At 50.6% G+C, this 24,391-nt stretch carries 23 protein-coding genes, 1 pseudogene and 1 other annotated feature; of the genes and pseudogenes, 16 read left to right on the top strand and 8 right to left on the bottom strand.

The window, feature by feature from the left end; translation table 11 throughout:
* Window positions 1-9 precede the first annotated feature (9 nt).
* From OGX89_RS14625 to OGX89_RS14615, 3 genes are read left to right on the top strand one after another with little or no spacing between them, the layout of a single operon-like run.
* Window positions 10-2,409 carry a polysaccharide lyase 8 family protein gene (locus OGX89_RS14625; protein ID WP_232397754.1) on the top strand — a complete coding sequence of 800 codons (2,400 nt, stop codon included), beginning with the start codon at window positions 10-12 and terminating at the stop codon, window positions 2,407-2,409.
* A 9-nt stretch (window positions 2,410-2,418) separates the two neighbouring features.
* Window positions 2,419-5,106 (top strand): autotransporter domain-containing protein, encoded by a 2,688-nt coding sequence (locus OGX89_RS14620; RefSeq protein WP_046695748.1) that lies wholly within the window; start codon window positions 2,419-2,421, stop codon window positions 5,104-5,106.
* A gap of 35 nt (window positions 5,107-5,141) precedes the next feature.
* The gene (locus OGX89_RS14615) at window positions 5,142-5,285 is read left to right on the top strand and encodes a hypothetical protein (RefSeq protein WP_001767846.1); all 144 of its coding nucleotides are present in this window, start codon (window positions 5,142-5,144) and stop codon (window positions 5,283-5,285) included.
* A 320-nt stretch (window positions 5,286-5,605) separates the two neighbouring features.
* On the opposite strand, the pseudogene cbrA reads toward OGX89_RS14615, so the two are convergent.
* A pseudogene (gene cbrA / locus OGX89_RS14610) lies at window positions 5,606-6,172 on the bottom strand (colicin M resistance lipid reductase CbrA); the annotation flags it as partial.
* Window positions 6,173-6,271: 99 nt separating this feature from the next.
* On the opposite strand from cbrA, the gene OGX89_RS14605 reads away from it, so the two are divergent.
* Window positions 6,272-7,498, top strand: coding sequence for a YidR family protein (locus OGX89_RS14605; RefSeq protein ID WP_063941193.1), 1,227 nt, complete (start codon window positions 6,272-6,274; stop codon window positions 7,496-7,498).
* Window position 7,499: 1 nt separating this feature from the next.
* Here OGX89_RS14605 and OGX89_RS14600 read toward each other — a convergent pair whose 3' ends face one another.
* Window positions 7,500-7,832, bottom strand: coding sequence for a YceK/YidQ family lipoprotein (locus OGX89_RS14600; protein ID WP_164084788.1), 333 nt, complete (start codon window positions 7,830-7,832; stop codon window positions 7,500-7,502).
* 238 nt (window positions 7,833-8,070) lie between these two features.
* Window positions 8,071-8,142, top strand: a sequence feature (ROSE (Repression Of Heat Shock gene Expression) occurs in the 5'-region of heat shock genes and acts as an RNA thermometer to modulate expression.).
* Between OGX89_RS14600 and ibpA the strand changes: the two genes are divergently transcribed.
* From ibpA to OGX89_RS14570, 6 genes are all read left to right on the top strand, one after another.
* A complete protein-coding gene (ibpA, locus tag OGX89_RS14595; protein WP_003023882.1) occupies window positions 8,136-8,549 on the top strand; it encodes a small heat shock chaperone IbpA in 414 nt (137 codons plus the stop codon). (Overlaps the previous feature by 7 nt.)
* Before the next feature lie 92 nt (window positions 8,550-8,641).
* On the top strand, window positions 8,642-9,070 hold the full coding sequence (gene ibpB / locus OGX89_RS14590; RefSeq protein ID WP_003827096.1) for a small heat shock chaperone IbpB: 429 nt from the start codon (window positions 8,642-8,644) through the stop codon (window positions 9,068-9,070).
* A gap of 123 nt (window positions 9,071-9,193) precedes the next feature.
* Window positions 9,194-10,855, top strand: coding sequence for a putative transporter (locus OGX89_RS14585; protein WP_003827099.1), 1,662 nt, complete (start codon window positions 9,194-9,196; stop codon window positions 10,853-10,855).
* Between the two features lie 185 nt (window positions 10,856-11,040).
* Window positions 11,041-11,388, top strand: coding sequence for a YidH family protein (locus OGX89_RS14580; RefSeq protein ID WP_003023888.1), 348 nt, complete (start codon window positions 11,041-11,043; stop codon window positions 11,386-11,388).
* A complete protein-coding gene (locus OGX89_RS14575) occupies window positions 11,378-11,740 on the top strand; it encodes a DUF202 domain-containing protein (protein WP_003827101.1) in 363 nt (120 codons plus the stop codon). The genes OGX89_RS14580 and OGX89_RS14575 overlap by 11 nt, the downstream gene beginning before the upstream one ends.
* A gap of 14 nt (window positions 11,741-11,754) precedes the next feature.
* Window positions 11,755-12,267, top strand: coding sequence for a radical SAM protein (locus OGX89_RS14570; RefSeq protein ID WP_126956562.1), 513 nt, complete (start codon window positions 11,755-11,757; stop codon window positions 12,265-12,267).
* 12 nt (window positions 12,268-12,279) lie between these two features.
* On the opposite strand, the gene dsdA is transcribed toward OGX89_RS14570, so the two are convergent.
* Both dsdA and dsdX read right to left on the bottom strand, forming a co-directional pair.
* On the bottom strand, window positions 12,280-13,602 hold the full coding sequence (dsdA, locus tag OGX89_RS14565; protein WP_003827105.1) for a D-serine ammonia-lyase: 1,323 nt from the start codon (window positions 13,600-13,602) through the stop codon (window positions 12,280-12,282).
* A gap of 17 nt (window positions 13,603-13,619) precedes the next feature.
* Entirely contained in the window at window positions 13,620-14,957 is a 1,338-nt protein-coding gene (dsdX, locus tag OGX89_RS14560) for a D-serine transporter DsdX (protein ID WP_126956560.1), read from the bottom strand.
* 229 nt (window positions 14,958-15,186) lie between these two features.
* Between dsdX and dsdC the strand changes: the two genes are divergently transcribed.
* On the top strand, window positions 15,187-16,113 hold the full coding sequence (dsdC, locus tag OGX89_RS14555) for a DNA-binding transcriptional regulator DsdC (RefSeq protein ID WP_126956558.1): 927 nt from the start codon (window positions 15,187-15,189) through the stop codon (window positions 16,111-16,113).
* A 78-nt stretch (window positions 16,114-16,191) separates the two neighbouring features.
* The gene (locus OGX89_RS14550; protein ID WP_032934161.1) at window positions 16,192-17,274 is read left to right on the top strand and encodes a cellulase family glycosylhydrolase; all 1,083 of its coding nucleotides are present in this window, start codon (window positions 16,192-16,194) and stop codon (window positions 17,272-17,274) included.
* On the opposite strand, the gene emrD is transcribed toward OGX89_RS14550, so the two are convergent.
* From emrD to tisB, 3 genes are all read right to left on the bottom strand, one after another.
* Complete coding sequence (gene emrD, locus OGX89_RS14545; RefSeq protein ID WP_032934162.1) at window positions 17,201-18,385, bottom strand: multidrug efflux MFS transporter EmrD; 1,185 nt, start codon at window positions 18,383-18,385, stop codon at window positions 17,201-17,203. The genes OGX89_RS14550 and emrD overlap by 74 nt on opposite strands.
* A 191-nt stretch (window positions 18,386-18,576) precedes the next feature.
* Entirely contained in the window at window positions 18,577-19,410 is an 834-nt protein-coding gene (locus tag OGX89_RS14540; protein WP_126956556.1) for an EamA family transporter, read from the bottom strand.
* Between the two features lie 123 nt (window positions 19,411-19,533).
* Window positions 19,534-19,623, bottom strand: coding sequence for a type I toxin-antitoxin system toxin TisB (gene tisB / locus OGX89_RS14535; RefSeq protein ID WP_126956554.1), 90 nt, complete (start codon window positions 19,621-19,623; stop codon window positions 19,534-19,536).
* 522 nt (window positions 19,624-20,145) lie between these two features.
* Between tisB and ivbL the strand changes: the two genes are divergently transcribed.
* The 3 genes from ivbL to ilvN all read left to right on the top strand — a co-directional run bounded on the left by ivbL (window position 20,146) and on the right by ilvN (window position 22,334).
* The gene (gene ivbL / locus OGX89_RS14530; protein ID WP_003827118.1) at window positions 20,146-20,244 is read left to right on the top strand and encodes an ilvB operon leader peptide IvbL; all 99 of its coding nucleotides are present in this window, start codon (window positions 20,146-20,148) and stop codon (window positions 20,242-20,244) included.
* A gap of 107 nt (window positions 20,245-20,351) precedes the next feature.
* Window positions 20,352-22,040, top strand: coding sequence for an acetolactate synthase large subunit (gene ilvB, locus OGX89_RS14525; protein ID WP_126956552.1), 1,689 nt, complete (start codon window positions 20,352-20,354; stop codon window positions 22,038-22,040).
* 3 nt (window positions 22,041-22,043) lie between these two features.
* Window positions 22,044-22,334, top strand: coding sequence for an acetolactate synthase small subunit (gene ilvN, locus OGX89_RS14520; protein WP_003023914.1), 291 nt, complete (start codon window positions 22,044-22,046; stop codon window positions 22,332-22,334).
* 1 nt (window position 22,335) lies between these two features.
* On the opposite strand, the gene OGX89_RS14515 is transcribed toward ilvN, so the two are convergent.
* Window positions 22,336-23,121, bottom strand: coding sequence for a DeoR family transcriptional regulator (locus OGX89_RS14515; RefSeq protein WP_003827122.1), 786 nt, complete (start codon window positions 23,119-23,121; stop codon window positions 22,336-22,338).
* Between the two features lie 324 nt (window positions 23,122-23,445).
* Here OGX89_RS14515 and rbsK point away from each other — a divergent pair, with 324 nt between their 5' ends.
* Window positions 23,446-24,366: a ribokinase gene (gene rbsK / locus OGX89_RS14510; protein WP_003827124.1), complete on the top strand. Its 921-nt coding sequence runs from the start codon at window positions 23,446-23,448 to the stop codon at window positions 24,364-24,366.
* The last annotated feature ends 25 nt before the right edge of the window (window positions 24,367-24,391 follow it).

Raw genomic sequence — 24,391 nt, 5'->3', positions numbered from 1 at the left:
GTGACATCAATGAAAAAGACAAATTTAGCATTTTCGCTATTGTGCTTAAGTATGGGCAGCGTACATGCACAGATCGCTACCGAAAATGTAAATCTGCCAGTAGTAAAATCAACTACCACAACGTCAACCCAGCAACAGCATATTATTGAGCGTATGCGTGATACCTGGCGGCAGAATTTTGTGCCTTCAGGCCCAGCGGCGCCAGAATTATCAGCAGAGTATGTGGCAAGTTTAAACAAAACGGCCAATATATTCTGGAAAGGAATAGATAAAAATACCCCCGCAGGCCAGTTATGGGCAGATACCGTACTGGATAGTGAAAGCACATCAGGACGCCTGAAACTGGGCACTACTCTTTATACGGTATACCAACGCCTGTTCACCCTGGCAAAAGCCTGGGCTACGCCGGGGACAGATCTTTATAAAAATGCTCAGTTGAATACTGTACTTAAATCAGCGCTGATCAATCTGAACCAGGACTATTATAACGATCAGACCCCAGAATGGGGAAACTGGTGGAACTGGGAGTTAGGCATTTCACGCAGTGTTAACAATACTCTGGTGATACTTTATGATGATCTCCCTTCCACGCTGATTGATAAATATAATCTCGCGACCCGACATTTTGTTCGCGACCCTCGTTATTTAGCTGAAGGAAGCGGAGCCCCCTACTCCACAACAAAAAATGCCTTTACGTCGACTGGCGGAAACCGCATTGACAGCGCAATGGTCGTTTTTGTTCGGGGTCTCCTGGCTAACGATCCTGGAGAAATTAGCGCTGCAGTAACTTCAGTACCTGAAGTGCTTAACACCGTTCAGTCCGGAGATGGTTTCTACAAAGACGGATCGTTTATCCAGCATAAAGATTTACCTTATAGCGGAACCTATGGCCAGGTTTTGCTGAATGGTCTGGGATTAATTAAAAACAGCGTCGCAGGTACACCATGGGATTTCTCAGTTGAAGATAATCGCCGTATTTATGACGTGATCAGACAAGCTTTTTTACCTTTACTTCATGAGGGAAAAATGCCCGATGCCGTCAATGGGCGCAGTATTTCACGTAAAAATGGGCAGGATCAGGATGTTGGCGCATCAGTTATGAATGCCATTGCATTGTTTGTTAATGGTGCGCCACCAGGAGAAAAGCGCCACATTGAACAGGTATTAAAAGCCCAGCTAAATTCAAAAACAACGGAATATTATCACACTCACTTGCCAGAAAACTTAACCTCCTGGCAGGTTATTACGCGTATTCAACAGCATAGCCATTTGCCACCGGCCCCCCGAACAGCGGGCGGTAAACTGTATGCAGATATGGATCGTCTGATTTATCAGGGTACAAACTATCTGGCTGTTGTAGCGATGCATTCCAATCGTACTGGTAGCTACGAATGTATTAATAACGAGAATCTAAAAGGGCAGAGAACATCTGATGGGATGACCTGGCTGTATTTGCCCAATGACGATCAATATCGTGATTACTGGCCTGTGGTCGACAGTCGGTTTTTACCAGGCACCACCTCTGCTGGCGAGCAGGGTTGGTGTGATGAGCAATACCGTGTGACTCAGTTAGGTCGGGCAAATATCGCCTGGGCGGGTGGCAATACTCTGAATAAATGGGCAAGCGCGAGTATGCATTTAAAAGTGCCGACTTATTCACTCAAGGCGAAAAAATCCTGGTTCATGGCACCGCATGAAATGATCATGCTTGGGAGCCAGATATCCAGTAGTAGCCCGGCGGTAACGACCATTGCTAATCAGAAAATCAGTGGCTCGGCAAAAGTGCTTGTTGATGGCATCGTCTTGCTGCCCGGAGAAGAGAGAAAAGCAACCCAATCTGTCGTTTTAAACGATAAAGGTAATAACATTATCTGGAAGCCATTAGCTGGCTCAAGCGCACAAGTTAGTGTGAAACAACGTCAGGGTAACTGGGCCGATATCGGCACCTCATCCGGTAAAGTTTCGGCACAATTTTTAACCATTATCCAGCCTCATAGCGCAGAATCAGATAATCATTATGCCTGGGTTGTCTTCCCCTCGGGGTCCGCATCCCCTTCCGTAAATGCTGACATAACGCTCCTTGCGAATGATGCAAAAGTCCAGGCTGTGTCGCTACCAGGTCAGCAGGTTATTTATGCTAATTTCTGGCGTTCTGCAACTGTGGGAGGCATTCATGCATTGACGCCAATGTCCCTGATTATGACGCCAACAACACAAGGTTTTCAGATAGCAGTATCTTCACCACGTCGTGATAGTCGGGTGTCATTCCAACTGCCCGATAATGCAATCCCATTCCATATTTCCAGTGACCCTGATAAGCGCGTATCTCTTAACGGGGACATCGTCAGCGTGAATATGACCAATCTACGCGGCAGTAGTTATTCTTTTGAATTATCTAAAAATAAATAGGATGCAGCCATGGATAAAATAATTTTCTGTCATCGCTCTGCTGGATATGGTTCTTCCCTGCTATTGGCGGTGTTTTCATTATCTTTTATTTCCAGCTCAGTGAATGCGGCTATTTCTTCTGATTGTTCGGGATCATCTTATTGCACTAATAAAACAATAGATGCCAATACTGCTGGATATATCGATAAATCTCCTGTTTATTTTTTAGGGAATACAGATCTTACTGTTTCTGCCAGCCAGGCCTTTAATAATAACAAAGGTACCTATGAGTTCAGAGAGAATACGCATGTAAAAGTCAACGCCGAGTCAGGATTAAATGGCGGTACATACACGCTAAGAGGCGGAAGTACACCAGGGAAAGTTGAAATCGATATCAATGCCAGTTCTGGTATAAACAATGCCAAGTTAACTGCTCTCGCTGGTAGTAATGGCGTAGTCAATGCCAATACTGAAAAAGCAATTAATGGCGGTAGTCAGATATTCAATGCTGGAACAACACTAAACATCAATGCAGCCGATGGCGTATTTAACAGCACGGGACTGACATTCACAGATGCGACACTTAATTTAAACGCATCCGATGCCTTTAGTAAAAATTCGATGTCCTCTGGTAATGTTGGCAGTGTTAAAGGAACGTCAACGGTTAATATCAATGCCACGGGGGGAATGTCTGGTGGGCAGTTAAACATTCAGGATTCCAGCGAGGTCAATGTGACTGGAAACGGTAGTGTCACTGGAGGCACGTTACTGTTCACTGGGAGTTCAGTATTAAATGCGGATACCGCTAATGCTATTGCGGGAGAAACGAATAATACGAATAAACAGATATTTCAATCTGGTACGACAATGAATGTGAATGCAGCCACGGCACTCAGTGGTGGCAATCAAACATTTAACGATGCAACATTAAATGTCAATGCCAGTCAAGGTATAAGTGGTGGATATCAGATCCTGGCAAAAAGCTCAGTCCTGAATACAGAAGCAGATCAGGCTATTATTGGAGGACAAATAAAATTACAGGATAATGCAGTATTTAATGCTAACGGTAAATCAACAATTACCGGGGGGATACAAAATTTTAACGATAATAGTATATTAAATGCCAATGGCGAAAATACCCTGTCTGGAGGCAGCCAGAATTTTAGTGGAAACAGCATCCTGAATGGCAACAGTAAAGGGGCGATTTCTGGTAACAGCAAACAAATATTTAGTAATAATGCTATATTTAACGCCAATGTCAGCCAGGCAGTTACTGGTGGCACATCTACCACATTTAAAGACGATGCTGTCATGAACATTTCAGCACAGCATGCTGTGGATGGCGGAAATTTATTATTTGATGGTAATTCGACATTAAACATTAATACTGCGGATACCATTAATGGTGGCGAGCAGCGTTTTAAAGGGAATTCACTGATAAATCTGAATCATGAAAACTCGTTATATAATACAACATTGAAACTAGAAGGAAATGCCAGTGTCAATATAAACGCCGATAATGCTTTGAATTATACTGACCATATCGTTTTTTCAAAAACGTATGACACTACAACAGGCAGTATACTGGATGTTAACGGACACTCCCTAACCATTGGTAGTATCAGTGGTAATGATACCAATGCGGTAATCAAAAATAGTAGTGCTCAGGATGCCATTCTGACTACCGGTTTGTATGATTATGGTGTGTTTGCCGGGCAAAGTTACCAATATGATTCTTTTCTACAGCGTGGCGCGATGCGTGCAGATGCTGTCGTCAGCAGCGCATTGGGAGATATTACCCGTCAGGCTGGACTGGCGCTCATACCACAGTTTGCTGACAGACTCGTTCCGGAACCCAGTGGAATGGCCCAAAATGGCCAAGGGATCTGGGTACGTACCCTTTACGGACAACAGGAAAATCAAGGTGACGGAGCCACAAATGCGGCATGGAATGGCCACGTAAAAGGTATCCAAATTGGGGCTGATTTATGGCCTGCTGATGAAGACAGCAGTCATAAACTGGGTGTTTATGTGGGTTTTCTCGACAGTAATGCTAATGTATCGGGCAAAACCATTTACACCTCGAATGCCCAGCTTGGAAGCTACCAGCTCAATACTTACGCTACAGGTTTATACTGGCGTTATACAGCAACCCAGGGCTGGTACACAAACACCACTTTACAACTGGCCCGGTATTCTGGACAGGTAGAATCGAATAACAGTACACGTAAACCTGATATTCATGGTCGTGGGCAGATTCTGGCTTTTGAAGCGGGCTATCCGCGAGTACTAAATGAGGCGCTGACACTGGTGCCACGAATTTCTGTATCCTGGCAGAAAGTTAAATTAGATGACTATCGTTATGATGATTTAAACGTTAATAACGATCTGGATAATCAGTTAACCGCCTCCGCTGGAGCTCGTTTGTACTGGAATACTATGACGATATCCGGGGTCCAGTGGTCCCCCTTCCTTGATGCAGAGCTGAATAATCAACTGACCGCCAGAGACAGAAATAATGTTAGCGTAGGCAGTACGGGATACCAGGATTCATTACTTACATCCTATAATGGTTCTGCTGCAAAAATAAGCGGCGGCGTGACCGTAAAGCTGAATGATTATACAAATTATTATATCAAGGTTGATTATCAAAACGGTCTTAGTGAACGATCCGAAAAGACCTGGCAGGGAACAACAGGGGTCAGTTTATACTGGTAACTATTGGCCATTATTAAATAATTTAAGGAGTGGCGATGAAATATATCATGCTGTTTCTCATGGTAATAATGCTAAATGCATGTGAATCAGCTCAAAATTTTAAACGTCCAGAATTATCTCAACAAAACTGTGATACATGTAACATTGATGATGCTGACAGCCCAATTTTTGATGATTAATACGCAAAATCCATGTTAATGCTTACCTTGCGGAGCACCTTGATAAAGGTGCTCCGCGAGCGTTCAGCATTCTGTGTCACGTTGAAAATTTTAGCGTCATCACATTGTTGGGGTTTGAGATCCAACCGTACGAAAACGTACGGTAAGAGGAAAATTATCGTCTGAAAAATCGATTAGTAGACAAGAAAGTCCGTTAAGTGCCAATTTTCGATTAAAAAGACACCGTTTTGATGGCGTTTTCCAATGTACATTATGTTTCGATATATCAGACAGTTACTTCACTAACGTACGTTTTCGTTCTATTGGCCTTCAGACCCCTAGAACGGAACGGGATGTTTTTCCGCAAACCATTGTTGAATCGCGACATATTTACGGATTTGGTGCTGGGGATAAAGATGACGGCGTACCAGTGAATTCGCACCGTCTGCCCCCACCAGATAACGCGCGGTGATCTGCTGCTCCCAACCGTCGGCGCGGAAGATAACGTGCCATTTATCGCCCTCGCGCCAGATTTTCCGGCACAGGCTGTCGTGATACACCTGCACATCATCAGGGATGAGAGATTTAAGCCATAAATCAAAAGCATGGCGGTTGATATTAATGTAGCTGCGCTGGTAGTTACGCGTCAAAGAAGCGGCAATATCAACCGTTTTAACGCTAAAAATCTGCGGGTTGGCGATAACATCAACAGGTAAGGTTATCCCGTCGCGGATAAACGAACGCTGGGCGTCCGGGGCCAGCAGACCGCCGCAGGGTTTAGTGAAACCTTCGTTACCGCACTGGCGTTTTTTATCCAACGCAATCACGCGCATTTTTCCGCTTAACTGTCGCGCCAGCGCTGCGCCTGCCGGACCTAAACCGATAATCGCTACGTCAAAATGTTCCATCTTTCTGTCCGCAAAAATGAAGATGGCGATACGCTAAAGCCTGAAAGTGAAGTGCTTGTGAAGTATGATTGTTTTAATCGTCTTGTATCAGGGCATCCCATGAAGCAAATCACCTTTACGCCGCGTAATCATCAGCTTACCAATATCAACACCTGGACACCGGACAGCCAGTGGCTGGTCTTTGATGTGCGCCCTTCCGGCGCTTCCTTTACCGGTGAAACAATTGAGCGCGTCAATATCCATACTGGCGAGCTGGAGGTGATTTACCGGGCTACTCAGGGATCGCACGTTGGCGTGGTGACCGTTCATCCAAAGTCGGAAAAATATGTATTCATTCACGGGCCTGAAAATCCTGATGAAACATGGTATTACGACTTCCATCATCGCCGTGGGGTGATTGTTACGCAGGCTGGGGTGGAGAATCTGGATGCAATGGATATTACTGCGCCCTATACGCCAGGTGCGCTGCGCGGCGGGAGTCATGTGCATGTCTTTAGCCCGAACGGTGAGTTTGTCAGTTTCACCTATAACGACCATGTTCTGCATGAGCGCTCTCCGGCGCTCGATTTACGCAACGTCGGCGTGGCTGCACCGTATGGTCCGGTGAATGTCTCCGCGCAGCATCCCCGTGAATACAGCGGTAGCTACTGGTGTGTGCTGGTGAGCCAGACGACACCAACGCCAAAACCGGGTAGCGATGAGATTAACCGCGCCTATGAAGAGGGCTGGGTTGGAGAAAACAGGCTGGCGTTTATCGGTGATACGCTATCAGCCACTGGCGAGAAAGTACCGGAGCTGTTTATTGTTGATTTGCCACAGGATGAAAGCGGCTGGAAACAGCCGGGGGACGCGCCTCTGGAGGGGACTGACATGACCATGCCTGCGCCGCCATCCGGTATTCGCCAACGCCGTCTGACGTTTACCCATGAGCGCGCCTTTCCGGGGCTGGTGAATCAGCCTCGCCACTGGGTACGCAGTAATCCAAAGGCATCTGAGATTGCGTTTTTAATGCGTGATGACAACGGTATTGTGCAGCTATGGCTGATTTCCCCACAGGGCGGATCGCTGCGTCAGCTTACCCAGTGCGCTACGAATATTCAGTCAGCCTTTAACTGGCACCCATCGGGGAAATGGCTGGGATTTGTACTGGAGAACAGAATTGCCTGTTGTGATGTTCAAACGGGCGAAATTGATTTTTTAACGGAACGTCATGATAACCCGCCGTCGGCCGATGCAATCGTCTTCTCCCCTGATGGTCGACAGGTTGCGTGGATGGAAGACGTCGAGGGTTTCCGCCAGCTGTGGGTGACTGAAACCGGGCGTTAATTTATGGAGCAGACATTTCTGCCGGGGGAATAACGGCGTTCGTGGCCTGGGTTCTCTCCTCGCTCTTTTCTACGCGGGATCTCACCGAGTTATCTTTGCGAAAGAGATCCCAAGGTAGCAATACCGTATCGAGCACCGCGGTAAAAGGCATATCCAGAATCGCCAGCGACTTGGTTCCCCAGTTCGTATCACTTTCGCTAATCATTGTGGCACTGGCTCGAGTGCCAGGATACGTCCCTTCTTTGCCACCTGTATGTGACATGATGCTGGAACAGCCGCTTACAAACACCATCCCACTACACATCGTCAGTGTTACCAACATTTTTTTAATCATCATTTATTCATCTGTATTTATCGTGTTTGCATGGTGAGTTAAAGCGATCCGTTGCGAAAATAACATCACCATTTCGTCGCACTGTGGCGGCCATCGCGATTTAACGAGAACAACTGCTCCCCCCAGTGTATGCAATAGACAACAAACTGCAAAAAAAGTCAGATGAATACGCTTGAAAAGTTTGTATTAAGACCCATTTTTAGAGTGTAGACAAATGAAGGGCATGCCTGATGGGTGTCCTGGCTACCTGACCTGTCCATGATGGAAGGTCAATATTCTCGCTGATTTCAGGAGCTATTGATTATGCGTAACTTTGATTTATCCCCGCTGTACCGTTCTGCTATTGGTTTTGACCGTCTGTTTAACCTGCTGGAAAACAATCAGGGCCAGAGCAATGGCGGCTACCCTCCATACAACGTTGAGCTGGTAGACGAAAACCATTACCGCATTGCAATTGCCGTTGCCGGTTTTGCTGAAAGCGAACTGGAAATTACTGCCCAGGACAATCTGCTGGTGGTAAAAGGCGCCCATGCGGACGATCAAAAAGAACGTACTTACCTGTATCAGGGTATTGCCGAGCGCAACTTTGAACGCAAGTTCCAGTTAGCGGAGAACATTCATGTTCGCGGCGCAAACCTGGTAAATGGTCTGCTGTATATCGATCTTGAGCGCGTGATTCCTGAAGCGAACAAACCGCGCCGCATCGAAATCAACTAATTCTGTAGGCCGCTTCAGGCGGCCTTGCTAAGTCATCGGCTTGCCGTCAGGGAGCCGAAAGGTACCTACTCGCTTCTTAGAAGGAGATTATTATGCGTAACTACGATTTATCCCCACTGCTGCGTCAATGGATCGGTTTTGACAAACTGGCCAATGCCTTGCAAAACACCGGTGAAAGCCAGAGCTTCCCGCCTTATAACATCGAAAAGAGCGATGATAACCACTACCGCATTACCCTTGCGTTAGCCGGTTTCCGCCAGGAAGATCTGGATATTCAACTGGAAGGCACGCGCCTGACAGTGAAAGGTACGCCGCAGCAGCCGGAAAAAGAGACCAAATGGTTGCATCAGGGGCTGGTCACTCAGCCGTTCAGCCTGAGCTTTACGCTGGCTGAAAATATGGAGGTCTCCGGCGCAAGCTTCACTAACGGCTTGCTGCATATTGATTTGACCCGGAATGAACCTGAAACCATTGCTCCACAACGTATCGCCATCAGCGAACGTCCCGCATTAGATAGTTAAATAGCTCCATGCCTTTGCCCCGCCAGAAATGACGGGGCTTTTTTGTGCTTTACCACCCATACATTGCGACTGTACTCTGCGAGAATCCATTTACTTAATGATGTTATTCACAGGGAACAGGATATGAGTGATATAGCATTGACGGTCAGCGTTCTGGCATTGGTGGCAGTTGTCGGGTTATGGATCGGCAACATAAAAATACGTGGTGTGGGTTTTGGCATTGGAGGTGTGCTGTTCGGCGGCATTATTGTCGGGCATTTTGTCGATCAGGCAGGGATGACCCTGAGCGGCGACATGCTGCATTTTATTCAGGAATTTGGCCTGATTCTTTTCGTCTACACCATTGGTATTCAGGTGGGGCCGGGCTTTTTTGCTTCTCTGCGCGTTTCGGGCCTGCGGCTGAATCTGTTTGCTGTGCTGATTGTCATCATGGGTGGCCTGGTCACCGCGATCCTGCATAAGATTTTTGCCATTCCTCTCCCTGTGGTGCTGGGAATATTCTCTGGAGCGGTCACCAATACCCCGGCGTTAGGTGCGGGGCAGCAAATTCTGCGCGATTTGGGTACGCCTGGCGATGTGGTTGACCAGATGGGGATGAGCTATGCCATGGCTTATCCTTTCGGCATTTGCGGAATTTTACTCACCATGTGGCTGATGCGCCTTATTTTCCGCGTTAACGTCGATGCTGAAGCCCAGCAGCATGAATCCACGTTAACCAACGGACACGCGCTGATTCAGACGATGAACATCCGCGTGGAAAACCCAAACATCAACAATATGGCGATTCAGGATGTCCCGATTCTGAACAGCGACAAAATTATCTGCTCGCGTCTGAAACGTGACGAGACATTGATGGTGCCGTCGCCAGGGACAGTTATCCAGTTGGGCGACCTGCTCCACCTGGTCGGGCAGCCTGCTGACCTGCATAACGCGCAGGTGGTGATTGGGCAGGAGGTGGATACATCGCTGTCTACGCGAGGTACCGATTTACGCGTCGAACGCGTGGTGGTGACTAACGAGCAGGTGCTGGGTAAACGTATCCGTGACCTGCACTTTAAAGAACGTTACGACGTGGTGATTTCCCGCCTGAACCGTGCGGGTGTTGAGCTGGTAGCCAGCAGCGACGCCAGCCTGCAATTCGGGGATATCCTCAATCTGGTGGGGCGCCCTTCGTCTATTGATGCCGTTGCCAATGTTGTGGGTAACGCGCAGCAAAAACTGCAGCAAGTGCAGATGCTGCCGGTATTTATCGGTATCGGGCTGGGTGTTCTACTGGGTTCAATCCCGCTGTTCATCCCAGGGTTTCCGGTGGCGTTAAAACTGGGTCTGGCCGGTGGGCCGCTGATTATGGCCTTGATCCTGGGGCGTATTGGCAGCATTGGTAAGCTGTACTGGTTTATGCCTCCCAGTGCTAACCTGGCGCTGCGAGAGTTGGGTATCGTGCTGTTTCTCGCGGTAGTTGGTCTGAAGTCAGGCGGTGATTTTGTCGATACTCTGACGCAGGGCGATGGCCTGAGCTGGGTGGGTTACGGTATTTTCATTACTGCGATTCCGCTGATTACCGTGGGTTTGTTAGCTCGTCTATTTGTCAAAATGAACTATCTGACGCTGTGCGGCATGCTGGCTGGCTCAATGACCGATCCCCCGGCTCTGGCGTTTGCTAATAACCTGCATGCTACCAGCGGGGCGGCAGCGCTCTCCTACGCCACCGTTTATCCGCTGGTTATGTTCCTGAGGATTATCACGCCACAGCTGCTGGCGGTGATCTTCTGGGGATTAGGTTAAAACTGACTTATCCGGCCTGCATCTCCTGTAGGCCGGATAAAACGCAACTCACCATCCGGCATTACAAACACCCTCTCTCTTTCCCATTGTCTCATCACCCGACTCGCCCTCTCGTTTGAGAATCAGGTTCATACTCCTTAACTGTTCCGGTATAACGACCAGACAACAATATTTAAGGAGCTGTCATGAAGATTTCTCGCCTTGGAGAAGCACCGGATTATCGCTTCTCACTGGCAAATGAGCGTACTTTTCTGGCGTGGATCCGCACCGCGCTCGGATTTCTGGCGGCGGGGGTTGGCCTTGATCAACTGGCCCCGGATTTTGCCACGCCGGTCATCCGTGAGGCGCTTGCCTTGTTGCTGTGTCTGTTTGCCGGCGGTCTGGCGATCTACGGCTACCTGCGCTGGCTACGTAATGAAAAGGCGATGCGACTGAAAGAGGACTTGCCCTACACCCACAGCCTGCTGATTATCAGCGTCATGCTGACTATTGTGGCGGTGATTGTCATGACGCTGGTGCTGTATGCCGGATAGCCGCAAATCGCGACGCATCGCTGACCCGGGGTTACAACCGGAGCGGACTTCACTTGCCTGGTTTCGCACGTTGTTGGGCTATGGCGCGTTAATGGCGCTGGCGATTAAGCACAACTGGCACCAGGCGGGAGTGCTGTTCTGGATATCGGTAGTTGTGCTGGTGATAGTGGCGATTATCCTCTGGCGCTACACCCGCAGCCGTAATCTGATGGATGTGAGTCATAGCGATTTTTCTGAATCTCGCGCGGTGCGTGACAAATTTATGATCTCCCTCGCGGTGTTATCCCTCGCAATGCTGTTTGCTGTAACGCATGTTCGCCAACTTATCGTATTTATCGGGAATTTTGCATGACAGGATGTGAGAACATGGATGTTAGTGATGATGTTTTAAACGTGGTGATTGACCATCAGAAGTGTTTACAACCGGTTGAAGTGTACCGTGGTTTGCAACAAGGAAATGTTCGCCTGGTACAATTTATTCCGCTGGTTAAGCACGATGGTTCAGGTCATCTGACAGACGAATCGGTTACGTCTGAGGCGTGGGGCCGATTTTTAATTACGATATTTGATATCTGGGTACGTGAAGATATTAATCAGATATCTATCCAGCTTTTCGATAAAACGCTTCGCCAGTGGTGTGGTCTGACGGCACAGATTGAACGACAGACCATGTCATCAATGAATACGCGTTGCCAGACATGCTCATTGTTTCAGTATTACCACGGTGATTGTCCTGCGTACTGCGAGGACAATGGAAAGGGCGTGCTGTGTGCAGGCTATCAGGCTTTCTTCAGCCATACCGCACCGCATATGCGCGTGATGCGTGATCTGCTTAAGCAGCATCGCTCACCGATGGAGCTGATGGCGATGCTGCGTTAAGCTCAGCGGTATTTAACGTCCTTTGGCCAGATATTGCGCCATTTCATCTTCCGGGACCATTCCGCCGCCGGTCGCCCACACCAGATGGGTAGCGTTATTGAGCTGATCCGCGCTGAAGCCGTGCATGTGCTGATAGTCAGCAGAGGCGCAAACGTGTTGCGGACCGGCCATCCCTGCCAGCGCTGACGGTTCGAGGCGAATACCTTCTTCCTGCGCCAGCCAGCCCAGCATGTCGTACATAGTCTGATCGTCCAGGGTGTACAGACCGTCGAGCAGACGTTCCATTGCCCGGCCAACAAAGCCAGACGCACGGCCGACAGCCAGCCCATCAGCCGCCGTCAGGTTGTCGATGCCAATATCCTGCACGGAAATCGTATCGTGCAGTCCGGTATAAATCCCCAGCAGCATGCACGGTGAATGGGTTGGTTCTGCGAAGAAGCAGTGCACGTTATCGCCAAACGCCAGCTTCAGGCCAAACGCCACGCCGCCAGGGCCACCGCCGACGCCGCATGGCAGGTAAACAAACAGTGGATGGTCTGCATCCACCACGCGCCCCTGCTGGGCAAACTGCGCCTTTAAGCGCTGTCCGGCCACCGCATAGCCTAAAAACAGCGTGCGCGAGTTTTCATCATCGATAAAGAAGCAGTTTGGATCAGACTCTGCCGCCTTACGGCCCTGTTCAACCGCCACGCCGTAATCTTCTTCATACTCCACGACCGTCACACCGTGGCTGCGCAGTTTGGCTTTTTTCCATGCGCGAGCGTCGGCAGACATATGCACCGTCACCTTAAAGCCGATACGGGCGCTCATAATGCCAATCGACATGCCGAGGTTACCGGTGGAGCCTACCGCGATGCTGTACTGGCTGAAGAACTGTTTGAACTCGGGCGAAAGCAGAACGCTGTAATCGTCTTGTGTGGTCAGCAGACCGGCTTCCAGCGCCAGTTTTTCCGCGTGGGTAAGTACTTCATAAATGCCACCACGGGCTTTAATCGAGCCAGAAATTGGCAGGTGACTGTCTTTCTTCAGCAGAATTTCGCCATTGATGCGCTGCCCATACTCTTTCTCCAGCCGCTTTTGCATGGCCGGAATCGCGGCCAGCTCAGATTCAATAATACCGCCGGTGGCCGCGGTTTCCGGGAATGCCTTTGCCAGGTACGGAGCAAAGCGCGTCAGACGGGCGTGGGCATCCTGAACATCGTGCTCGGTCAGGCCAACGTACGGTAAACCTTCCGCAAGAGAGGTGGTGCCAGGGTTAAACCAGGTCGTCTCCTTGAGAGCGACCAGGTCTTCCACTAAAGGATACTGGGCGATAAGTGTTTGAATATTTTCCATAGTCAGTCTCTTTGCGCTTAAATAATAAAGGAAAGCAGGAATGTGCAAACCAGTGCAATCACGGACGCGATAAATGTCGCGGTCGTATAGTATTTGAACGTCTCATTCAGGGTGGCGCCGCAGTACTGCTTCACCAGCCAGAAGAGGGAATCGGTAACGATCGTGCAGCCAATAGCGCCGGAACCGATAGCAATGGCGATGATCTCCGGGCTGACGTTGGGATAGAGCGGCAGCATCGGTGCAACGATTGCCGTGGCGCCCATCATTGCCACCGTGGCGGAACCCACCGCGGCATGCAGGATTAACGCCACCAGCCACGCCAGCAGAATCGGGTGCATATGCATGTTCGAGAGGATCAGTGCAAGAGTATCCGCCAGCCCGCTGCTCTTGAGGATAGCGTTGAACGCGCCGCCTGCACCGATAATCAGCAAAATGTTAGCAATGGAGCCAAAACCGTTTTCAGTGTGAGTCAGCAACGTACCCATACCGATGTGCTGACGCAGGCCGAGGATGTAATAGGCCACGAAAACGGCAATAAACATCGCGGTGATCGGGTTACCAATAAACTCCAGCAGCGTATACACCGTGCTGCCTTTCGCCATGTTCAGCTCAGCGACGGTTTTTACCAGCATCAGGCCAATCGGCAGCAGAACGGTAAACAGCGTAGCACCCAGCGACGGTAGCGTACTTTCGTCACGCACTTTAAGGTCAGAAAACTCAGCCGGAACCGGTTTAAACGGCAGACGGTTACCCAGGAATTTCAGGTACAGAGGACCACCGATCAGCGAGGCCATCAAGCCGACCAGTAAGCCGTAGACAATCACCGTGCCAATGTCCGCGCCCAGCTTGTTCGCCACGAACAGGGCAGCCGGATGCGGCGGGACGACGCAGTGCACCGCCATCAGCGCCGTACACAGCGGGATCGCCAGCTTCAGCAGTGAGGTATTGGTCTTTTTGGCAATCGAAAAAGCCAGCGGAATCAACAGCACCACGCCGACTTCCACAAACAGCGTGATCCCGCAAATCAACCCAACCAGTACCATTATGACGTCGGCGGATAGCCAACGGCAGCGCTGGAGCGTCAGGCCAATGCGTTCAGCCGCGCCGGATACTTCCATCATTTTGCCCAGAATGGTCCCAAGGCCGATAACCGCGGCGAGGAAGCCCAGCGTACCGCCGATGCCACTCTCAATGGCATTGACCATATCCAGCGGCCCCATGCCCATCATTGTACCCACGAAGAAGCTGGCTAGCAGCAGCGCCAGAAACGGGTGGAATTTGAACTTCACGATGGTCAAAACGATTAACACGATGCTTATCAGCAGCGTGCTCACAACCCAGATTTGAGAGTGCATAACTCACCTTGCCCTGTGATTAATATAGGGTTATTGGACAAAAATAAGGCATGGTCTGACAAACGATATGAATCCCCCTTCACATGAGCCAGATTGCATCAAATGAGTGATTTATGTCTAATTGCGCTTTGCTTATGCGATATGGTTCACTTTGATTCACCTTTGAGCTGATTTTTGCAGCGAACTTTTTTACACTCCAGCGCATGAATCAGAAGGAAAGGAGGTGAGAATGGATCCCCTACGCAAAGTCAGAAACCGGCTGCTCAACGGCTGGCAGCTGTCAAAGCTGTATACTTTTGAAGTGGCGGCCCGGCATCAGTCGTTTGCGCTGGCAGCAGACGAGCTGTCATTGAGTCCCAGCGCCGTCAGCCATCGCATAAATCAGCTTGAAGATGAGCTTGGCATCCAATTATTTGTTCGTTCTCATCGCAAAGTGGAACTCACTCATGAGGGTAAGCGGGTATTTTGGGCGCTGAAATCGTCACTGGACACGCTCAACCAGGAGATTCTTGATATTAAGAATCAGGAGCTCTCGGGGACGCTCACCGTCTACTCACGGCCTTCTATCGCCCAGTGCTGGCTGGTTCCGGCGCTCGGCGACTTTACCCGTCGCTATCCGTCAATTTCGCTAACCATGTTGACCGGGAACGACAACGTCAATCTACAGCGTGCGGGTATCGATCTCGCCATCTATTTTGACGATGCACCCTCCGCGCAACTCACGCATCACTTCCTGATGGATGAAGAGATCCTGCCGGTGTGCAGCCCGGACTACGCCCGCCGCCATGACCTTACCGGTTCGCTGGTGAATTTGCCGCACTGTACGTTGCTGCACGACAGACAGGCGTGGAGTAACGATTCCGGGACCGATGAGTGGCACAGTTGGGCGCAGCATTTTGCGGCGAATTTGCCGACATCGTCGGGGATTGGTTTTGATCGTTCTGATTTAGCAGTGATTGCGGCAATGAACCATATCGGCGTGGCGATGGGCCGAAAACGGCTGGTGCAAAAACGCCTCGACAGCGGAGAATTGATTGCGCCTTTTGGCGATATGGCGCTGAAATGCCATCAACATTACTACATCACTACGCTGCCCGGCAGGCAGTGGCCGAAAATCGAGGCGTTTATTGGCTGGCTACAGGAGCAGGTTAAATAAGCGGGTCGCGAATATTTTTTACGCTTTCGCTCTACACGGAAAGTGAAAAAGCGTGCTAAATACGTGATATCACTCCTGATGATTTGCGTAAGGACGACCGTGTTAAAGCCGATTGTTTCCCTTTTACTGTTGGCCAGCGCCACCGTGTGTGCCGCGCAACCTGCGTTGACGGCGGCGCAGTATGTGCAGCAGCTTGGGGTTGGGATGGACGTAGATTGGGCGCGTACCGATCGGGGCATCCGTGAATTCGATCCGCTGGTGGTGAGGGATTATAAGGCGAAAGGGTTGACCCACGTGCGCATTCGCGTGGCGGGTGAGCCTACGGAGGCGCGGCTCATTCATCTGCGCAAGCTGGTGGAAGCCTGCGAGCAGTATGGCGTGATCCCGATAATCGCCTATCAGGCTGACGAGTATAAAAAAGACCCCAGTGCCAGTAACGAAAAAGAGGTGGTTAACTGGTGGGTGGCGGTGGCGCATTACTTTGGTCAAAGTTCGCCGTTGCTGGGTTTCGACCTGATATATGAACCCTCTGATAAGCTCAACCATAATCAGGCGTCGCTCAATAGGGTGTATGACAAAACCATCCGTACCATCCATGCCATCGATCCACAGCGAATGATATTTATCGCGCCGAAACTGCATGCCGCTCCGGAAGATTTGCCCAACCTAAAGTTGCCGCCGCAAAGTCAGAATACCGTGTTGGCTCAATGGCATATCTTCCCGTGGGGGCCGCTGAAAAATAACGGTAAATACCCGTGGACCTCAGGGACAGCGGCAGAAAAGGCCGCCATTCGCGCCCGTATCAATACCGCCATTCACTGGCAGCAGAAAACCGGTCATGTTAGTTGGGTAGGAGGCTGGTCGCCGGGAGAAACCATCAGGAACGCGCCTTCTGCCTCGCAAATGGCGTTTGCCCGCTTTATGGCTTGCGAGCTGAAGAAAGCGAAAATTCCCTATGCTATCAATGCGGATACGCAGTTCTATGATGGTGAGGAAGGGGCATGGCGTCCGGCGCTGGAGCCGTTGTTGAATACCATGATTGCCCCTGAGTGTGAAAAGCCCGGCGAGAAGCCGGGCCATCATACGCTTAAACCGCCTGTCCCTGATGCGACACGCGTGACGCCAGCGGAAGCCAGCAAACAAAAATCAACAGCCCCATAAGGGTCATCAGCAGGCCCAGACTGGCTTGCCCGGTCTGCGGCAGCATGGCGGAGAACCACGCCAGCACGCCGGAACCAATGTTTTGTAATCCACCAACCAGCGCACCAGCAGTACCGGCCAGGAACGGGAAAGGCTCCATTGCGCCGCTGGTTGCCAGCGGAAACAGCATCCCGGCGCCGAAGAAAAACAGTGCGGCGGGAACCAGCAGCGTCCAGACGTTCATCACGTCGAACAGACCAGGGATCCACATCATCAAACCGGCGACCAGACAGCAGATAACCGACTGCCACATTAGCGTCGAGAAACGCTTATTCGGGCGACCGGCGAACCAGGCACCAAAAAACGCCGCCGGAATGGGTAGAATAAACAGGATACTGACCACCATGCTGCTTAAGCCGAGACGCGCGCCTAACAACACACCGGAACAGGCTTCGAAGACCGCAACGCCCGCCAGGCCGCCGATCAGCATCAGCACGTAACAGGTGAAAGAGCTGTTGCCAAACAGCGTTTTGTAGCTGGCGATAAGCCGTGGACGCGGAGCACCTGCGGGGCGCGTTTCCGGCATCCAACGCGCCATGCTAAACGTGACGCCTGCGCACAGCACCAGCAGGAAGATGTAACAGGCACGCCAGTTCCACAGGGTATCCAGCATACCGCCAATCAATGGTGCCAGCAGTGGGCTGACAAGAATCCCCATGTTTAACAGGCTATTAGCGTGGCGTAACTGCGTGCCTTCGTACAGGTCGCGCGGTAACGTTCGCGCCATCACACCGCCGACGCCCGTTCCCATCCCCTGTATTGCGCTGGCGATAATCAATACCGTCAGGCTGTGGGTGGTTATGGCGACCAGCGTAGCCAGCATAAAAATGGACATCCCGGCGAGGATCACCGGGCGGCGGCCAACGCGATCGGAAAGTGGGCCGTAAATCAGTTGTGACAGACCGTAGGTCAACAGATAGGCGGCCATCACGCTTTGCACCGCCCCTTCGCGAACGTTCAGTTCACGTGCCATATCAGCAATCGCGGGGATATAAATGGTTTGCGCCATCTGACCTACCGCCACCAGTAATACCAACATCAACAACAAATTGACGCTTCTATGCCTTTTCATTTCGCTGATTACTTTTCAAAAAGTGAAAAAATAAGAATAAGGTGCTGCACTTTCCCGTAAATGCGCGTGGAATCTACCACAACAGAAAAAGAAGGCCAGATAGTGGGCTGGAATGTTTAAACGATGAACGGCAGGAAATGTAAACAAAAAGCGGCAACAAATGTTGCCGGATTGCATCGGGTTTACAGAGGTCATGATAAGCGTAGCAAAACTGCGCCTATGGCAATGCCTCCAGCCGCAACAAGACGTATTCCGGCAACCTTCTCTTTCAGTAGCAGCCACGCGAGCAGCGCGCCAAACAGGATGGAAGTTTCACGCAGCGCAGCGACTACCGCCAACGGAGCCTGAGTCATGGCCCACAGCGCCAGACCGTAAGAACCCATTGTGCCAATTCCGCCAAGAATACCTTTCTTCCACTGCTGTACCAGATAGCGTGACGCTTCCCGGCGTCGGGCAATCATCGCCCAGCCCAGCAGGCAGGAGCCGTTCAGAAAGAAGGTCCACAGCGTATAACCCAGCGCGGTTTCTGATAAACGTACGCCGGTGCCATCAACCAGCGTATATCCGGCGATAAAGCAGGCGTTAATGAGCGCCAGCACGATCCCGCTTTGCGAGCTGCTGCGTCCGTTAAACGCCATGCCGAGGATCGCCAGACAGATCGTGGCAATCCCCACCCAGGCTAGAATAGAGAGGCTATCGCCAAGAAACAGGACGCTGATAATTGCGACCAGCAGCGGCGCTGTGCCGCGCATTAACGGATAGGTCTGGCTCATATCCGAAACCTGATAGGTTTTGGCGACCAGGACGGTATATACAATTTGCAACGCAGTTGAGACGGCTAAAAACGGCAGGCTGGCGGCGGAAGGTTGAGGCGCAAAGGGTAAGAAAATCAATGCCATAATTGCAGCAGAACCGCTGACACCGATCGCTGAGTACAGTTTATCGTTTCCAGCTTTAACAATGGCATTCCAGCTGGCATGCAGCAGCGCGGCGAACAGCAAAATGCAGAAAACAGAAAGCGTCATGGTGGAATTCTTCCCTGAGAATGTCATAAAAACGTAACATATTGGCGCGACACAAGCACCAGGGAGAAGGTGAAAGGGGAGCGGAGTGTTACCCGCCCCCCTTAGGTGCGACTTGAATCTGAATTACTTAACGTATTTCAGAACGGCATCAAGTAGTTGCAGTACTGCAACAATGAGTTTGAGGATAAGAATAGCGATATCCACGAGGCTCATACGCTCTCCTTTTGGTACAAGGAGCACGGTGCTGACGTACCTCGCCGCTGCCTGTTGCCAGCACCTTTGTTGACATAACACAGTGTGCTCACACGGGGGTTAAGGCGCTGACGGCACCACCCGTTTCAGCCAGGACTTTGATGCGCCGGTTTACGATGCGGCCCCCGCATAACACCTTGCGTACCGAGACATTATAGATAAATACTGTATAAATTAACAGTATTTTATGGATGTTACGCTATTCATGTTCCATACTCAAAACCATCAAAATTCGTGCCGAAATTGCGTGTTCTTCGCAGAACGCGTATACTTTTTTCGTTGACATAACACAGTGTGTTCGGCGGCTACCAACCGCACAGCACTGAAAAAAACCTCGCTCCGGCGGGGTTTTTTGTTTTTCAGCAATGCACAACGAAATGTGATCATTGACGCATTTTTATGCAGATGAAAATTTTTCCATTGTCACGCTGAAAAACCTGTGTTTGTATAAATCCAGTTAATCAACAAACAGACAGGTCCCTAATGAACCCTTCCATGCTGACTGCGACCCTACTAAAAACTGCGCCATCTCGCGCAGCGGTCGTCGTGCGTGTGGTGGTGGTCGTCGGCAATGCGCCGTAGGGTCCGAATCAACACACGATTCCAAAACCCCGCCGGCGCAAACCGGGCGGGGTTTTTCGTTTCAGAGACCTGCCCGGAGCAAAGGCCCAGAATAAAAGGACTGGAGCATGGCAAGTTCGGGCATAACATCCAAGCGTACGCGTTTTACGGGCGCAGAATTCATCGTTCATTTCCTGGAACGCCAGGGTATTCAGGTTGTTACCGGTATTCCCGGCGGATCGATTCTTCCCGTCTATGACGCCTTAAGTCAAAGCACGCAAATCCGTCATATCCTGGCGCGCCACGAGCAAGGAGCAGGGTTTATCGCGCAGGGAATGGCGAGAACTGATGGCAAACCCGCCGTCTGTATGGCCTGCAGCGGACCGGGTGCAACCAATCTGGTGACCGCCATTGCCGATGCGCGTCTGGATTCCATCCCGCTGGTGTGTATCACCGGGCAGGTTCCGGCTTCAATGATCGGCACCGACGCCTTCCAGGAAGTCGACACCTACGGCATCTCTATCCCCATCACTAAGCACAACTATCTGGTCCGCCATATCAGTGAATTACCGCAGGTCATGAGCGATGCGTTCCGCATTGCGCAGTCCGGACGTCCAGGCCCGGTGTGGATAGACATTCCTAAGGATATTCAAACCGCTGTTTTTGACATTGAAGAGATGCCGGAGCCCGCGCAGAAAATGGCGGCACCAGCGTTCAGCCAGGACAGCATTCGCGATGCCGCAGCCATGATTAACGCCGCACAGCGTCCGGTGCTGTACCTCGGCGGCGGCGTGATTAACGCACCTGAGCGCGTGCGCGAACTGGCAGAAAAAGCGACGCTGCCCACCACCATGACCTTAATGGCGCTCGGTATGCTGCCGAAAGCGCATCCGCTGTCGTTAGGCATGCTGGGCATGCACGGCGCTCGCAGCACTAACTTTATTCTGCAAGAAGCGGATTTATTGATTGTTCTGGGCGCACGTTTTGATGACCGGGCGATTGGTAAAACCGAGCAGTTCTGCCCGAACGCCAAAATCATTCACGTGGATATCGACCGCGCGGAGCTGGGTAAAATCAAACAACCGCACGTGGCGATTCAGGCGGATGTCGATGAGGTGCTGGCGCAATTGATCCCATTAATTGACGCGCAGCCGCGAGAGTCGTGGCATCAGACGGTGGCCGATTTACAACGTGAATTCCCTTGCACTATTCCGCAGGAAAGCGACCCGCTCAGCCATTATGGATTGATCAACGCCGTGGCTGCCTGCGTAGACGACAGCGCCATTATCACCACCGACGTAGGCCAGCATCAGATGTGGGCGGCACAGGCTTATCCGCTGAACCGTCCGCGTCAGTGGCTGACCTCCGGCGGTCTGGGGACCATGGGCTTTGGCCTGCCAGCGGCAATTGGTGCAGCGCTGGCCAATCCAGACAAAAAAGTGCTGTGCTTCTCCGGCGACGGCAGCCTGATGATGAATATTCAGGAAATGGCGACAGCCAGCGAAAATCAGCTGGATATTAAAATCATCCTGATGAATAACGAAGCGTTGGGTCTTGTATATCAGCAGCAGAGTCTGTTCTATAAGCAGGGTGTTTTTGCCGCGACCTATCCGGGGATGATTAACTTTATGCAGATAGCCGCCGGGTTTGGTCTCGAAACCTGCGATCTGAATAACGAAGCGGACCCACAGGCAGCGTTGCAGGAGATTATTAATCGCCCTGGACCTGCGCTGATCCACGTGCGCATCGATGCCGAACAGAAAGTGTACCCGATGGTGCCGCCGGGTGCGGCAAACACAGAAATGGTGGGGGAATAAGCCATGCAACAGCAGACTCATGACAACGTAATCCTGGAACTCACCGTACGCAACCATCCGGGCGTAATGACTCACGTTTGCGGGCTGTTCGCCCGCCGCGCGTTCAACGTAGAAGGCATTCTCTGTCTACCGATTCAGGACAGCGATAAGAGCCGCATCTGGCTACTGGTCAACGACGATCAACGTCTTGAGCAGATGATAAGCCAGATCGACAAGCTGGAAGATGTGGTGAAAGTGGCCCGCAACCAGTCCGATCCGTCGATGTTTAACAAAATCACCGTGTTCTTTGAGTAAGTTAGTCGCCGTCTGAATCCGGGGTGATCACTTTGACAGAGCCGTTCCGGCAGTGGGTTGCGTAATCTGCCGGTAACGGACGGTCGCTTATCAGTACGTCAAAGGTGGAGAGTGGACCAATGCTGGCGGGGGCGACCTCATCGAACAGGGCGTGGCGCGTCAGCAGAATTTTGCGTAATCCGCGTTCCATCGCTTTGCGTTTTGTGGCCAGATCGTCCGGATTGAACCAGCTAACGCCGAAATGCTCATGGACTCCGCTGGCGGAGATAAAGACTTTCCGTGGGTTGAGTGCATCCAGCGGGGAGGGATTGCTGGTGTCGTAAAAGGCGTCACTTTTCGCCCGGTAGGTCCCCCCGCAAAGAATCGCTGTGGCGTTGGGCTTTTCATTTAGCGCTACGAACACCCGGTGCGAGTAGCAAATCCCGGTAAAGGAAATATCGTCCGGGATCATGCTGACCACCAACGGCATTTCCGCACCATTATCAAAAAAGACCAGATCATTTTCACTTACCAGTCCCGCAGCCAGAATGGCAACCGGTAAATCGTCGCGGTGATACTGTTTTTGCGCGGGGAGTGGCGCGTTAACGATGGCGGCAGGTTTGTTCACCATCACAATGTAACCACCGAGCAGCGTGAGCGGTAACGGCTCGTCATCCTGACTGAGATCCCGACGAATAGTCATCACGGAAACTTCCAGCATTCGTGCCGCCTCTTTCAGATGGATTCGGTCGGTCTTCTTCAACAATTCCATCAGACGTCGAATACGTTCTTTTTGCTTAGTTTCCATGTGCTTCTCCACGAATCATGTTCCCATGTTCCTTCAGTAACATTTTTGTGTTTCTGAGAACATGGCATTGCCGCATTACTATACTTCTGACTATTCGGAAATAAAAGCGTGTTTTTTCACGTTTTATTGATTATATCCAGTTAACTTTCAGTCAATTGTAAGCAACTTCATCATTTGTAGTGTGATGTGGATGCAACATTTAGCGCAATAAATAAACAATAAAATGATCTTCCAATCGCGATCCTAGTCACAAATGATACGAAAGTAACATGATAATGTTATTTTAATATCATTGTTGTGTGATTGTTTCTGAGAGGTAGTAAAATGGATATCGCGGTTATTGGCTCCAACATGGTGGATCTCATCACCTACATCAACCAGATGCCCAAAGAAGGGGAAACGCTGGAAGCACCGGCGTTCAAAATTGGCTGCGGGGGCAAAGGCGCAAATCAGGCCGTTGCGGCCGCTAAGCTCAATTCTAAAGTGCTGATGCTGACAAAAGTCGGTGATGATATTTTTGCGGATAACACTATTCGCAATCTTGAATCCTGGGGAATTAATACCACCTATGTCGAAAAGGTACCCTGCACCAGCAGCGGTGTCGCACCGATCTTTGTTAATGCGAACTCCAGCAACAGTATTCTGATTATTAAAGGAGCGAACAAATTTCTCTCCCCGGAAGATATCGATCGTGCGGCGGAAGATCTGAAAAAATGTCAGCTTATTGTCCTGCAACTGGAAGTGCAGCTGGAAACCGTTTATCACGCGATTGAATTTGGCAAAAAACACGGTATTGAAGTGTTACTAAATCCCGCCCCTGCATTACGGGAATTAGATATGTCTTATGCCTGTAAATGTGATTTTTTTGTGCCGAATGAAACCGAGTTGGAAATATTAACCGGTATGCCAGTGGATACTTATGACCATATTCGCGCAGCGGCACGTTCTCTGGTTGATAAAGGTCTGAACAATATTATCGTCACCATGGGTGAGAAAGGTGCGCTGTGGATGACGCGTGACCAGGAAGTCCATGTTCCAGCGTTTAAAGTGAACGCTGTCGATACCAGTGGCGCAGGCGACGCTTTCATCGGTTGTTTTGCTCACTATTACGTTCAAAGCGGTGATGTGGAAGCCGCCATGAAAAAAGCCGCTCTCTTCGCTGCTTTCAGCGTTACCGGGAAAGGCACTCAATCATCTTATCCAAGCATCGAACAATTTAATGAGTTTCTTACCTTAAACGAATAATACTCCTGCACTGTAAAAGGTAGCA

The organism is Citrobacter sp. Cpo103 (assembly GCF_030332605.1).
GTDB lineage: Bacteria > Pseudomonadota > Gammaproteobacteria > Enterobacterales > Enterobacteriaceae > Citrobacter > Citrobacter portucalensis.
This window is presented reverse-complemented; position numbering and strand designations above follow the sequence as displayed.